Source organism: Marinibacterium profundimaris (genome assembly GCF_002210095.1).
Lineage (GTDB): Bacteria > Pseudomonadota > Alphaproteobacteria > Rhodobacterales > Rhodobacteraceae > Marinibacterium > Marinibacterium profundimaris.
In genome coordinates this window covers 43,308-56,578 of record NZ_AQQR01000024.1, presented here as the reverse complement: position 1 = coordinate 56,578, position 13,271 = coordinate 43,308, and the positions used below count along the sequence as shown (strand labels likewise).

Below are 13,271 nucleotides of genomic sequence, written 5' to 3'. Positions count from 1 at the left end.
AACTTCCCACGCTTGACAAGGCCGCAATCAGAGAACGCTCTACGGCTACACGCCGCCGGGCTGGTCCAAGACCTTCTTCGTGGAAAACAACCAGGCGATCACCGAGGGCCTGGCGGCGATGTCGATGAACTACTTCGCCTTCTTCCCCGCGCTGCTGAACCCGGCCACGAACCCGCATGCCGCGAACACGGGGTTCTTTGCCAACCCGGCCGGCCCGGACGGCGACCAGCATGCGGCGCTTGGCGGGCAGGGGATTTCCATCGTCTCCTATTCCGAGAACATCGACGAGGCCTATGCCTTCCTGGAATGGTTCATCCAGCCCGAGGTTCAGAAACGCTGGGCCGAGCTGGGCGGCTATACCGCCCATGCCGCGACGCTGGAAAGCGAGGAATTCCGCAACGCCACGCCCTATAACGAAGCCTTCTACCAGACCATGTTCCGGGTAAAGGACTTCTGGGCGGTGCCGGAATTCGCGGAACTGCTGACCTCGGCCAACCAGCGGCTGTATCCCTTTGTCGTGGGCGACGAGGGCACCGCGAAGGAGGCGCTGGATGCGCTGGCCAACGACTGGGTCGAGACCTTCGAGAAATACGGCCGCCTGAACTGATCGGCACGGCACCGGAACCGGCAGAGGTGCGCCCGCCGTGCCTCTGCCCAGACATCTCACAGGCAGGACGACCCACGTGGCCAACGTTATGACCAGGCTAGAGCCGGATACCCGCGCCGCCGCGCGCGGGCTGTCCGACCTGACGATCCGGAATCTGTTCATCATTCCGACGATCGCCTTTCTCATCATCTTCAATGTCTTTCCGCTGCTCTATTCGCTGTGGACCTCTTTCACGGATTTCCGCGCATCGACCACGGCGCCGGCGAACTGGATCGGGCTGGAGAATTACCGCGAGCTTCTGAGCGACGAATTCATCTGGCGCAATTTCACCATCACCGCGAAATACGTGCTGATCTCGGTTTCGGGGCAGGTGGTCGTGGGCTTTGGCCTGGCCATGCTGCTGAACCGGCAGATCCCCATGAAAGGGCTGATCACCACGCTGCTGCTGCTGCCGATGATGCTGTCCATGGCCGTTGTCGGCCTGTTCTGGAAACTGCTGTACGATCCGTCCTTCGGGATCATCAACTACTTCCTGGGGCTGGGAAAATTCGAATGGCTGGCCGATCCGCAGGTGGCGCTTTACGCCGTCGCCATCGTCGATATCTGGATGTGGTCGCCCTTTGTCATGCTGCTGTCGCTGGCCGGGCTTTCGGCCGTGCCGAAACACCTTTACGAGGCGGCGGAGATCGACCGGGCAAGTTCGCTTTATACCTTTTTCAGGATCACGCTGCCGCTGGTGGCGCCGATCCTGATGATCGCGATCATCTTCCGCACGATGGAAGCTTTCAAGACCTTCGATCACGCCTACATCCTGTCGTCGCAGCCCACGACCGAGCTGATCGCGATCCGGCTTTACAAGATGGCGTTCCTGGAATGGCAGACCGGCATGAGTTCGGCCTTTGCCTACATCGTGCTGATCATGGTGGTCGCCATCACCAACATCTACGTGAAATACCTCAACCGGGCGAAGGCGCGCTGATATGGCCGAGGTCAAGACAACCCGTGAAGTCGTGATGAACCGGGCCGCGATCGCCGCCGTCTTCGTGGCGCTGATCGTGATGCTGACGCCGATCTACTGGATCGCCTCCACCGCATTCAAACCCCGCAGCCTGGCGACCACCGTGCCGCCGACCGTGTTCTTCGAACCGACGCTGACGCCCTTCGCCAAGCTCTTCGTCCGCCGCAGCCAGATGCGCGAGCCGGTGGACCAGGAAACCTATGACGCCGCGCCCTGGTGGGAGCAGCTGATCTATGACGACGGCGAAAGCGTCGTGCGCAACCGTCGCAGCGGCGAGATCACGCCCTCGGGCTACTGGGACCGCTACAAGAACTCGCTGATCGTCTCGATCATCTCGACCTTCCTGGCGGTGTCGATGGGCACGCTGACGGCCTACGGGTTTTCCAGGTTCAAGGTGAAGGGCGAGAACGACTGGCTGTTCTTCATCCTCAGCACCCGGATGCTGCCGCCCGTGGTCGTGGCGATCCCGATGTTCCTGATGTACCGGACCGTGGGCCTGCATGACACGCATCTGGGGCTGATCATCCTTTACACGGCGTTCAACCTGTCGTTTTCGGTCTGGATCATGAAGGGGTTCATCGACGAGATCCCCCGCGAATACGAAGAGGCGGCGCTGGTCGACGGCTATACCCGCCTGCAGGCCTTCTGGAAGATCGTCCTGCCCGAGGCGCTGACCGGCATCGCGGCCACGGCGGTGTTCTGTTTCATCATCGCCTGGAACGAATACGCCTTCGCGCTGATGATGACCAACCGCAACGCCCAGACGGCGCCGCCCTATATCCCCAGCCAGGTCGGATCCGGCCTGCCGGACTGGAGCGTGATCGCCGCCGGCGCCTTCCTGTTCCTGCTGCCGGTCGCCATCTTCACCTTCCTTCTGCGCAACCACCTGCTGAGGGGCATGTCCTTCGGAGCGATCCGCAAATGACCTTTCGTGAAAAGAACCAGAAGTATTACGAACCCGCGGCCCAGTGCCTGATGATCTTCGGGCTGATCGCGCTGTGCCAGCCCTGGATCGAGCCGCTGCATCGCTACGGGGTGACCATCACCATCGTCGGGCTGATCGCCTTTCTCGTGACCTCGCACATCCCGCCCGAACCCGAGGCCGAGGAAGAAGAAGAGGAAGAGCTGATCTGATGGCGCGGATCGAACTGGCAAACGTGCAGAAGTTCTTTGGCTCCGTGCAGGTGCTCAAGGACGTCAACCTGACGATCGAGGATGGCGAATTCGTGGTGATGCTGGGCCAGTCCGGCTGTGGCAAGACGACGACGCTGCGCGCCATCGCGGGGCTTGAGACGGTGTCGTCGGGCACCATCACCATCGACGGGCGCGAGGTGCAGGACCTGAAGGCCGGGGACCGAGATATCGCCTTCGTGTTCCAGTCGTTTTCGCTGTATCCGCATATGACGGTCGAGGAGAACATCGCCTTTCCGCTGCGCGCCGTCAGCAGTTCGCGCGCCGAACGCGAGTCCGAGGTGAAGGAGGTCGCGCGGTTCCTGGGGATCGAGCGGCTGTTGTCGCGGCGGCCCTCGGCGCTGTCGGGCGGCGACATGCAGCGCGTGGCGATCGGGCGGGCGCTGGTGCGCCGGCCCAAGGCGCTGCTGATGGACGAACCCATCGGCGCGCTGGACGCCAAGCTGCGCGAACAGATGCGCGCCGAGATCAAGCGCCTGCATATCGCGCGCAACTCCACCTCGGTCTACGTGACCCACGACCAGGTGGAGGCGATGTCGCTGGCCGACCGGATCGTGGTGATGCATAACGGCGTGCTGCAGCAGGTCGGCGCCCCGGACGAGGTCTATCTGCATCCCGCGAACCTGTTCGTGGCGCAGTTCGTGGGCTCTCCGGTGATGAATGTTGCGGATGTCGCGGTCGAGGGCGCCGGCACCGATGCGCTGTTGCGGATCGGCCGGGCCGAAGGGTTCCGGGTGCCGGGCGGCGCGGTTGCGCATCTGAACGGCGCGGCCACCAAGCTGGGCATCCGCCCCGAGGCGGTCCTGCTGACCCGCGAGCCGGGGCAGGGCGGGATCGAGACGGAAACCACCAACGTGGAACCGCTGGGCAGCCATGACATCGTCGATGTCCGGATCGGCGGGGAAACGCTTCGGGCGCGCTGCGAGTCGGGCTTTGCGCGCGGCGAGGGCGAAAAGGTCTGGGTGTCGCTTGACCCCGAGCGGGCGCATTTCTTCGATGCGGCGACGGGTCAATCCATGAGGAGGGCCGGCTGATGGCACGTGTCGAGCTGAAGAACGCCACCAAGCGCTTCGGGGGCACCCGCGCGCTGAAGGACCTGAGCCTGACGGTGGAGGATGGCGAATTCTTTGTCCTGCTGGGCCGCACCGGGGCGGGCAAGACCACGGCTTTGCGCGCCATTGCCGGGCTGGAAAAGCTGGACGAAGGCAGCGTGCTGATCGACGGTCTGGACGTGGGCGGCTGGACCGCGGCCGAGCGCGACGTGGCGCTGGTGCTGCAGCAATATTCGCTTTACCCGCGGCTGACCGTGCGGGGGAACCTTGAATTTCCGCTGCGTCCGAAGGTGCGGCGCATGAGCGAGGAGATGATCGCGCAGCGCGTCGACCGGGCGGCGCGGACGCTGCAGATCACCCACCTGCTGGACCGCAAGGTCGAACGGCTGTCGGGCGGCGAGATGCAGCGCGTGTCGATTGGCCGGGCCATCGTGCGCGAACCGCAGGTCTTTCTGATGGACGAGCCGCTGTCGGCGCTGGATGCCAAGCTGCGGGAATCGCTGCGGGTCGAGCTGAAGGCGCTGCACAACGATCTGGGCGCGACGTTCCTGTACGTGACCCACGACCAGGTCGAGGCGATGTCGATGGGCGACAAGATCGGCGTGCTGCGCTCGGGGCGGCTGGTGCAGGTCGGCACGCCTTCGGACATCTACGAACGCCCCCGGAACACTTTCGTTGCGCGGTCCGTGGGCTCGCCGCCGATGAACCTGATCGAAGGCACCCTGTCGGGAACCGCCGCCGATCTGAACGGGGCGCGCCTGCCGGTCGCCTCCGGCATGGCGGGCGGCACCGGTCCGCTGACCTTCGGTGTCCGGCCCGAGGCGGTGGTGCTGGAGCAGGGCGCCCCGGCGCAGGCGCGGGTGTTCGACATCGAGGACCAGGGGGTCATCAAGATCCTGTCGCTCGACTTCGGCGAGACGCGGCTGCATGCGACGGTGCCAGCGGGCACCCGCGTGACGCGCGACGAAACGGTGCGCTTTGGCTGGAAGCCCGACAAGGTGCTGACCTTCGACCGCGAGACGGGGCGGAACCTGGCCTTTGCCTAGGCCGGCCCCGGCAGGCCGAACCGCTGGCGATAAAGCGGCACGGCGTCGGGATTGACCAGCGTGCCGGGCAGCGTGCCGGCGTCGATGCAGCGGATCGCATCGACGACGCCCTGGCCCATGCGCAACATGCTTTCTTCGGTGATGCCCGCCATGTGCGGCGTCAGGATCACGTTGGGCAGCGCCATCAGCGGATGATCCGGGGGCAGCGGCTGGGTGTCGAAGACATCCAGCGCCGCGCCGGCCAGATGGCCCGATCGCAGCGCCCCGATCAGCGCCGCCTCGTCCACCACCGGGCCGCGCGCGACGTTGACCAGAACGGCGCCCGGCCGCATCCGGGCCAGGGCCGCTTCGCCGATCAGGCCGCGCGTGGCCTCCGTCAGCGGGCAGCACAGCGCGACGATGTCCGAGCCTTCCAGCATGTCGTCCAGCGCGGCGGCGGTCATCCCGTCCGGCACGCGCCCGGGGCTGCGGGTATGGCAAAGCACGGACATGCCGAACCCGCCCGAGGCGATCCGCGCCAGCGCCTGCCCGACGTTGCCCATGCCGAGAATGCCGATTGTCCGCCCGGTGACCTCGCGCCCCGCGTCCGAATGCGCGCGGCCGGCCGCCCAGCCCTGCGCGCGCAGATCGCCGTTCACCTGCGGATACCGGCGCAGCAGGGCCAGCGCCGACCAGATCGCATGTTCGGCCACGGTCACCGCATTGGCGCCGGGCACGTTGGCCACCAGCACACCGGCCCGTGTCGCCACGTCCATCGGGATCATGTCGAGCCCGGCCCCGTGCCGCACCAGCGCCCGCAGACCCGGCAGGCGCCCGATCACCCTGGGCGGGATCGGCGCGCGCACGACGATGACATCCGCCCCTGCGCTTTCCTCCGCGATCGCCTCGGCCACGGGGGCGCTGGCCACGCGATAGCGGCCGATGGCGGCGAGCGCCTCGGTGACTTGCGAATGCAGCGGATGGGTGGAGAAGATCGACAGCGCCATCACGCGGACCTGTCGGCGTCGGGTTCCAGAAGTTCCGTCCAGTAGCTCATCGCGCCGCGCAGGTGCGAGACCATGAGCGCGGCGGAAAGGGCCGGATCGCGGGCCACCAGCGCATCGTGGATCTGGCGGTGCTCCTCGTGGGATTTGCGGTTCCGGTCGGGATCGCGGAAATACAGCTGCAGCCGCGTCGCGCCGACCTCGTAGAAGGCGGTGCAGATGCCCAGGAACACGCTGTTCTGCGTCGCGCGCACGATTTCAAGGTGAAACTCCTGGTCCAGGCTGTCGAGCCCCATGCCCCGGGCCAGCCGCTCTTCGGACCGCTCCAGGATGTCGGCCAGCCGGGCAAAGTTCTCTTCGGTGGCGCGTTCGGCGGCAAGCTCGGCGGCCTTGATCTCGTGGATCTTGCGCACCTCGACCGCCTCGTAGATCTGCCGGTTTTCCAGCGGCAGGCCCGCCCGGGCAAAGAAGGCCATGGCGGCGATGCCGGTGTGACCCTCGGCCAGATAGATGCCCGACTTGGCGCGCCGTTCGATCACCTGCATCGATTCCAGGATCGCGAGCGCCTCGCGCACCTGCCCGCGACTGACCGAGAAATGTTCGGCCAGGTGACGTTCGGACGGGGCCTTGCCGTTGTTGGCGCGCGCGGTGCTCAGCACATGCGCGGTGATCGCGGGGAGAAGCTCGTGTTCCTGCATGGGCCGGTCCTTACCGTGGGGTCAGCGCTTCGTGTAGCGGGCAATGATGTCCTCGTCGATCTCCAGCCCCAGCCCCGGCGCATCGGGGACGGCGATGGTGCCGTCGGTGACCCGGACCGGCGCGCGCGACAGATCGTGGATCATCGGATTGGCGCCCAGCGAAAATTCGACGATGGCGCCGGCGGGGGCGGCGGCGATCACGTGAAGCCCGGCAAAGAACGCGGGCGCGCCGGCCCAGAGATGCGGCGCCAGCCGCAGGTTGAAGGCCGAGGCGATGGTGCCGATGCGCATCGTCTCGGTGATGCCGCCGCAGAAGGCCGGATCCGGCTGCAGGACGTCCGCGGCGCGCCGCGCGGCAAGGTCGGCGAAATCGAACCGCGTCGCCTCGCTTTCGCCAAGCGCCACGGGAATGTGGGTGGCGGCGCGGAATTCGATCAGCCCGGCCCGGTCGTCGGCGGTGACCGGCTCTTCGAACCAGGCGAGGTCGCAATCGGCGACCATCGCGGCAAAGCGCTTGGCGTCGGCCACGGTATAGGTGCCGTGGGCGTCGACCATCAGGTCGATCCCCGGACCCAGCGCGGCGCGGGCGGCCCGGACCCGGTCGGCCGAGGCATGCGGCGCGCCGTCCATGGACCCCACGCGCATCTTGACCGCGCCGAAGCCGCCGGCGTCGACATAGGATTTCAGCTGATCGCCGATGGCTCCGGCATCGGCCCAGCCGCCCGAGGCATAGGCCGGCAGGCGCTCGGCCGAGCGCCCGCCCAGAAGGGACCAGACCGGTTCGCCCAGGGCCTTGCCCCGCAGATCCCACAGCGCGATGTCGATGGCGCTGATCGCGGCCACGCTCAGGCCCCGGCGCGCGAGCTCGGGCATCGTGTGGCCGCGCGCGGCGGCGCCCTGGTGGCGCACACCGTTGTAAAGGCGTTCCCAGATCGGGGTGATGGCGGCGGCATCCTGCCCGATCAGGCGCGGACCGAATTCGGCGTTCAGAAGGTGGACGAGAGCCGCGTACTGCCCGGCGCTTCCGGCGGCGTTCTTGCCTTCGCCCCAGCCGACAAGGCCATCTTCGGTCTCGATCCGCAGGATGGCGGCGTCGAAGGTCCTGAGCCGGCCGAAATCGCTGACATGCTGCTGCTCTTGCGCGATGGGGATCTGCACCCACCGCGCCTCGACTGACTTTATCCGCATCTGTCGCGTCCTTTTGGGCGGCGGGCGGCGGCAGGGGGCCGCCCGCGCGGTTTCACTTCATCAGCGGCAGAAGCGTTTCGGCCGTGATCCGCATCTGATCGGCGTAGAATTTCTCGGTCAGCAGGGACGAGCCGTGGTCCTGGATGAACTGAAGCTGCTCGGGCGAGATGTCGACCGGATCGGTTTCGACCATGTCGGGATAGATGGCGGCGGGCGTCCGGTCGACGGGAGCCACGAATTCGTTGGTCAGCGCACCGTCATAGCCGATCTCCTTCAGCGTGCCGACGATCTTGGGCCAGTCCAGGTGGCCCAGCCCGGCGGCAAAGCGGTTGTTGTCGGCGACGTGGAAATCGAACAGCCGGTCTCCGGCCAGGCGGATCGCGGCGTAGATGTCGGATTCCTCCATGTTGAGGTGATAGGCATCCAGGCAGACCCCGCATTCGGGGCTGACCGCGTCGGCCAGCGCCAGGGCCTGGGCGCAGCGGTTGAACAGGTAGGTTTCGAACCGGTTCAGCGGCTCGATCGCGATCTTCACGCCCTTCGCCTGGGCATGGGCAAAACATTCCTTCGTCGCCTCGACGACCCAGGCCCATTCCTCTTCGGGCGTGGCATCGGGCACGACCTTGCCGACGGTGGCGGGCACCAGGGTCACGACCTGGCCGTCCAGTTCGGAGACCATGGTGATGACGGACTTGACGTAATCGACCGAGCGCGCGCGCTGTCCTTCGTCCTTGGCCGCGAGGTTGCGTTCGCCCAGCGTCAGTGTCACAGCCCCCCAGCACCGCATGCCGGTGTCCTTGAGCAGGGCGCGTGTCTCGGTCACGTCGTACTGGTCGGGCTCGCCGGAAATCTCGATCGACTCGTAGCCGAACTGCCTGATCCGCCGGACGGTGGTCTCAAGCGGTTCGGCGCGCATCCAGTTGTGGGTTGAAAGGTGCATGCTGTCCTCCCTGTCGATGCGCGGGCTGCACACCCCGGCATCCTGTTCTGGTTGGACCAGATTGCGTATTCTTCGGGGGGCGGTCAAGAGACAGCTCTTTGCCTTCATCGTCGCCACGGCTTTCTTTTCCGCCGTCGATGTGGGGTTCGCGGCGGACATCTGCGGTTTTCGTTGCTTGAGTGTCGGCATTTTTGGTAATACCAGATGGAGGGACAGGGAGCGGTGAATGAAGATCGGCATGTGCATGTTTCTCTGGACGACACGGATCGGGCCGGAGCACGAACCGCTGCTGGCGGATATCTGCGAGACGGGGTTCGACGGGGTCGAGATTCCCGTCTTTGACGGCGGCCCCGATGAATATGCCCGGATCGGTCGGATGCTGGACGGTCTGGGGCTTGACCGCACGGCGGTGTCGGCGCTTGGCGATCCGGCGCATGACCTGATCTCGCCCGACCGGGCGCTGCGCGAGGCGGGGGTCGAGCGGATGAGATGGGTTCTGGACTGCACCGCGGCTCTTGGCGCGCGGACGGTGTCGGGCCCGTTGCATTCGGTGCTGGGCCAGTTTTCGGGAACGGGGCCGACGGAGGACGAGATCGCGCGTGCGGTGGACAGCCAGCAGCGCATCGGCGAACACGCCGCCTCTGTCGGCGTGACGGTCGGGCTGGAGGCTCTGAACCGGTTCGAATGCTACCTGGTCAACACCATGGCGGACCTGTCGGCCCTGCTGGCGCGGGTGGATCACCCCAACATCCGGGCGATGTACGACACGTTTCACGCCAATATAGAGGAGACCGACCCGATCGGCGCGCTGACGCGGCATTCCGGCGATGTCGTCCATATCCACATGTCGGAAAATGACCGGGGCGTGCCCGGACGGGGCAATATCCCCTGGGCCGAGACCTTCGCGGCAATCCGCGAAATCGGCTATGACGACTGGCTGACGATCGAGGCCTTCGGCCGGGGCCTGCCGGAGCTGGCGGCCGCGACCCGGGTCTGGCGCGACTTCGCCGAGAGCCCGGAGGCCGTCTATCGCGAGGGCTATGCGCATATCCGCGAGGCGCTGGACGGGTAGGGCAGGGACCCCGCCGGGGAGACGGCCGGCATGGGGCGACCGGGCGGTCCGGAACGCCGGCACGGACCGGACCGGCCGGCGCAAGGCCCCACCGGAACCGGGGCGCTTTTTCCTTGAGCACGGGCACGCAGTGTCGAATGAAAAGGCCTGATCCGGTTGACTTTGTGCTTTTGCCGAACAGAGTGATGGCGGGAGTGAAGCACCTGCGGTCACTTCGGCGCAGTCCGAGCCGTGGTCGAACGGGAGATCGACCAAGCCGCCGTCGTCCGCAGAAGCAGGAGGGGACATGCCTGAAGCGAAGGAAGCCGCCACCGGGGTCAGCGGCGTCATCATCACGGACACCGCCGGCGGGATCCGGATCGCGCTTGGCGCGGGATCCGACCCGCGCGTCAGGGCGATGATCGGCGACAGTGATTGGCTGGCGGGCGCGCTGGAGCGGCGGCTGGTGCCGATCCTGCTGAGCGACCGCCGGTACCTGGGCCTGGTGACGAAGCTGGAAGATGGCTGTCTCTTGCTGCTGTCGGCGCCGCCGTCCGACACTGCGCTGGATTTCGTCATGAGCGTGGATTTCACCTACGAGATCCTGAACCACGTGCTGTCCGATCCCTATGACGCGATGGCCGTCGTCGATGCCGAGGGACGGCTGGTCTATCTGTCGCCTGAACATGAAAGATCGCTTGGCCTGCGTCCGGGCGAGATCGTGGGCAGGGACGTGCGCGAGGTGTTCGAGGAATCGCGCCTGCACCACGTGCTGCGCACCGGCGTGGCCGAGATCGGCCAGATCCACCGGTTGGGCGGCCGCGACCGCGTCGTGTCGCGTCACCCGATCCAGCACGACGGCAGGATCGTCGGCGCCATCGGGCGCCTCATGTGCAAGGGCCCGCCGCAGCTGGAGGCGATGGCGCGGCGCATCAACACGCTGGAAGAGGAAATCGCCAGCTACAGGTCCAGGGCCGTGGGGATGACCGGGCCCGAGACGTTCCTGGACGCGATCGTCGGCGAAAGCTTTGCGATCCGCGCGCTCAAGGACCAGATCCGCAAGATCGCGCCGCTGGACATCCCCGTCCTGATCCAGGGCGCAGACGGCACCGGCAAGGAGCTGGTGGCGCAGGCGCTGCACATGCAGTCTTCGCGCCACAACGCGCGGCTGGTGACGGCGAACGCGAAGGGACTGCCCGGGGCGCTTTTGGAAAGCGAGCTTTTCGGATACCAGCCGGGCTCCTTTGCCGGCGATTGCAAGGGCAAGGCGGGCAAGCTGGAGCTGGCCGACCGCGGCACGATCTACCTCGACGAGATCGGCGACATGCCGATGGAGGTGCAGTCGAAGCTGTTGCGGGTGCTGCAGGACCGCTTGGTCGAACGCGTCGGAGGCGAGACGTTCAGGCGCGTCGATGTCCGCCTTATCAGCGCGACGACCCGCGATCTTGATACCTTCATTGAGCAGGACAGGTTCCGGCTGGACCTGTTCTGCCGGATCAGCCCCGTGGTGATCGCGATGCCGACGCTTGCGGAGCGGATCGGAGACATCCCCCTTCTGCTGCAGCATTTCGCCGCCGATCTGGCGCGGCAGTGCAACCGCCCCCCGCCCGAGATCGACGTCAGCGTGCAGGAATACCTGATGGAGAAATCCTGGCCCGGCAACGTGCGCCAGCTGCGCGCCGCGGTCGAACGCGCCATGATGTTTGCCGAAGACGGGCGCCTGACGGTCGCGGATTTCCAGCGCGACGGCTGCCCCGGCCCGGGCGGACCGCCGGTTGCCGCGATCAAGGCGTCAAGCCTGCCGGCCTCGTCCCCGCTGAAGCACACGAAGCTGAAGGAATCGCTGGAAGAGCTCGAAAACCGGCTGATCAGCGACGCGATCATCCGCTTCAAGGGCAACAAGAAGAAGGCGGCCGAGCATCTGGGCGTGTCGCGCTCCTACCTCTACAAGAAGCTCGACATGATCAACTGACGCCGCCGCCCTGGTGTCCCGGCGTCCCGCAACGGGGCCCGGGGCAAGGGGCGGGCGGCGACCTCAGGTCAGGACATAGGCATAGACCAGCGTCCAGCCCGACAGCAGCGCCACGATCGCGATGAAATATGCGCGGTTCCAGTCCCACGCGACCTGCAACGGGCTGATCCCGCCGAAGCGCGCGATCAGCAGCGTCACGGCCGTGAAAGGGGAGGTCAGCCCGGTCAGCAGCCAGCCGCAGAGCAGCGGATTGGCCAGTGCCGTCGGCGTCACCCCCAGCTGCGCGGCCGGCGGCAGAAGCGGGCCGATCAGCGAGACCGACAGGATCGGGTTCGCCCCGATCTGTCCAAGCGCCGGAACGATCCAGAGCAGCGCCAGCAACAGCAGCCAGGTCGGCACCATGCCCAGGTCGAACCCCGAGGCCTCCATCCAGGGCAGGGCCAGGGCCGATCCGGTGATCCCGATATAGGAGGCCGAGGCGATCAGCAGCACCTCGCGCCGGAAGCCGGGCAATTCGTCCACCACATAGGCCTTCATCCGCGCGGCCCAGGCCTTTGAATCTCCCAACTGGATCGCCAGCCAGATCATCGAGATCACCGGCACCGCGACCAGCACGATGCCGATGACGCGGACATGCAGGGTCTCTTCGACCAGCAGGATCGTGGCCAGCATCAGCAGCATCAGACCGCCCAGCGGCAACAGCGCGGTCCAGTGGCCCGGGTCCTGCACGGCAGGCTTGCGGCCCGAGGGGCGCGGCTTGAAGATCGTGTCCATGGCCCAGCCGGTGCCCAGCAGCATGACCCCGATCACCAGCCCCGGCCCGACGATGCCCGACCAGCTGGTGCCGGGAATGACCGAGACGATGACGACGATGGAAAAGGCCAGCGGCGACCACGACAGCGACGACACGAAGCCGCGATGCACCGCCAGAAGCATCCGGCGGATGCGGGTGTTGCGGATGTAGTCGTCCGGCTCGGTCCGCGCGCTGGTCAGCGACAGCGTGCCCAAAAGCTGGATCGCCCCGTAGTTCAGCACCAGCGCGAAGGCATGCGCCCCGGTGGTCAGCGCCAGATAGCGTCGCCCCGGCGGCTGGCTCGCCAGATAGGTGCCGGCGGTCGCCATCGCCGGAGAGCTTTGCGCGACGTTCCGCAGCAGCGACAGCGAACAGAAGAAGGCAGCGAGGAACCCGGTCCGGACCAGCGCGGGCCAGACGATCGCGCCCCAGTCCGGCCGCGTCAGGATCAGCCCGATCGTCAGCGCCGCCGAGACAGCAAGGAAGGCCCGCCCGACAGGCGACGCGGCCCGCACCAGGAAGGCCACGACCACCAGCAGGACCAGGGCCGCGGGCGCTTCGGGCCAGGTCAGGCCGGTCCATTCCATCAGGGACTGAAGCAGGATCAGCAGGATGATCGTGCAGCCATAGGCCGCGTTCCACAAGGTGTCCCGCGCCGTATCCGTGCCAGTCATCCGCCTGATCCGCCTGTGCCTTTTCTGTCCCTCCCCCGGGTGTATAGGCATCCTCGGG

13 protein-coding genes are annotated in these 13,271 nt (G+C 66.7%); 8 read left to right on the top strand and 5 right to left on the bottom strand.

Translation table 11 applies throughout. The features are described 5' to 3' along the window. The first annotated feature begins 79 nt into the window (after window positions 1-79). The 6 genes from ATO3_RS25265 (at window position 80) to ATO3_RS25240 (ending at window position 4,914) form a co-directional block, all read left to right on the top strand. The gene (locus ATO3_RS25265; RefSeq protein WP_233152312.1) at window positions 80-607 is read left to right on the top strand and encodes an extracellular solute-binding protein; all 528 of its coding nucleotides are present in this window, start codon (window positions 80-82) and stop codon (window positions 605-607) included. 76 nt (window positions 608-683) lie between these two features. After that, the gene (locus ATO3_RS25260) at window positions 684-1,586 is read left to right on the top strand and encodes a carbohydrate ABC transporter permease (RefSeq protein WP_198963352.1); all 903 of its coding nucleotides are present in this window, start codon (window positions 684-686) and stop codon (window positions 1,584-1,586) included. 1 nt (window position 1,587) lies between these two features. Next, the gene (locus tag ATO3_RS25255) at window positions 1,588-2,550 is read left to right on the top strand and encodes a carbohydrate ABC transporter permease (RefSeq protein ID WP_088652641.1); all 963 of its coding nucleotides are present in this window, start codon (window positions 1,588-1,590) and stop codon (window positions 2,548-2,550) included. Next, the gene (locus tag ATO3_RS25250; protein WP_088652640.1) at window positions 2,547-2,759 is read left to right on the top strand and encodes a hypothetical protein; all 213 of its coding nucleotides are present in this window, start codon (window positions 2,547-2,549) and stop codon (window positions 2,757-2,759) included. The genes ATO3_RS25255 and ATO3_RS25250 overlap by 4 nt, the downstream gene beginning before the upstream one ends. Then, the gene (locus ATO3_RS25245; protein WP_088652639.1) at window positions 2,759-3,850 is read left to right on the top strand and encodes an ABC transporter ATP-binding protein; all 1,092 of its coding nucleotides are present in this window, start codon (window positions 2,759-2,761) and stop codon (window positions 3,848-3,850) included. Before ATO3_RS25250 ends, ATO3_RS25245 begins: the two co-directional genes overlap by 1 nt. Beyond that, complete coding sequence (locus ATO3_RS25240) at window positions 3,850-4,914, top strand: ABC transporter ATP-binding protein (RefSeq protein WP_088652638.1); 1,065 nt, start codon at window positions 3,850-3,852, stop codon at window positions 4,912-4,914. The genes ATO3_RS25245 and ATO3_RS25240 overlap by 1 nt, the downstream gene beginning before the upstream one ends. Here the strand turns inward: ATO3_RS25240 and ATO3_RS25235 are convergent. From ATO3_RS25235 to ATO3_RS25220, 4 genes are read right to left on the bottom strand one after another with little or no spacing between them, the layout of a single operon-like run. Then, on the bottom strand, window positions 4,911-5,900 hold the full coding sequence (locus tag ATO3_RS25235; protein ID WP_088652637.1) for a 2-hydroxyacid dehydrogenase: 990 nt from the start codon (window positions 5,898-5,900) through the stop codon (window positions 4,911-4,913). The genes ATO3_RS25240 and ATO3_RS25235 overlap by 4 nt on opposite strands. Continuing rightward, window positions 5,900-6,595: a FadR/GntR family transcriptional regulator gene (locus ATO3_RS25230; RefSeq protein ID WP_088652636.1), complete on the bottom strand. Its 696-nt coding sequence runs from the start codon at window positions 6,593-6,595 to the stop codon at window positions 5,900-5,902. Before ATO3_RS25230 ends, ATO3_RS25235 begins: the two co-directional genes overlap by 1 nt. Window positions 6,596-6,616: 21 nt before the next feature. Beyond that, window positions 6,617-7,783: a mandelate racemase/muconate lactonizing enzyme family protein gene (locus tag ATO3_RS25225; protein WP_088652635.1), complete on the bottom strand. Its 1,167-nt coding sequence runs from the start codon at window positions 7,781-7,783 to the stop codon at window positions 6,617-6,619. Window positions 7,784-7,835: 52 nt separating this feature from the next. After that, window positions 7,836-8,723 carry a sugar phosphate isomerase/epimerase family protein gene (locus ATO3_RS25220; RefSeq protein WP_088652651.1) on the bottom strand — a complete coding sequence of 296 codons (888 nt, stop codon included), beginning with the start codon at window positions 8,721-8,723 and terminating at the stop codon, window positions 7,836-7,838. 226 nt (window positions 8,724-8,949) lie between these two features. Between ATO3_RS25220 and ATO3_RS25215 the strand changes: the two genes are divergently transcribed. Continuing rightward, on the top strand, window positions 8,950-9,795 hold the full coding sequence (locus ATO3_RS25215; protein ID WP_088652634.1) for a sugar phosphate isomerase/epimerase family protein: 846 nt from the start codon (window positions 8,950-8,952) through the stop codon (window positions 9,793-9,795). Between the two features lie 286 nt (window positions 9,796-10,081). Further along, on the top strand, window positions 10,082-11,746 hold the full coding sequence (locus ATO3_RS25210; protein WP_088652633.1) for a sigma-54 interaction domain-containing protein: 1,665 nt from the start codon (window positions 10,082-10,084) through the stop codon (window positions 11,744-11,746). Window positions 11,747-11,809: 63 nt separating this feature from the next. On the opposite strand, the gene ATO3_RS25205 is transcribed toward ATO3_RS25210, so the two are convergent. Beyond that, the gene (locus tag ATO3_RS25205) at window positions 11,810-13,213 is read right to left on the bottom strand and encodes a hypothetical protein (RefSeq protein WP_088652632.1); all 1,404 of its coding nucleotides are present in this window, start codon (window positions 13,211-13,213) and stop codon (window positions 11,810-11,812) included. Window positions 13,214-13,271 lie beyond the last annotated feature (58 nt).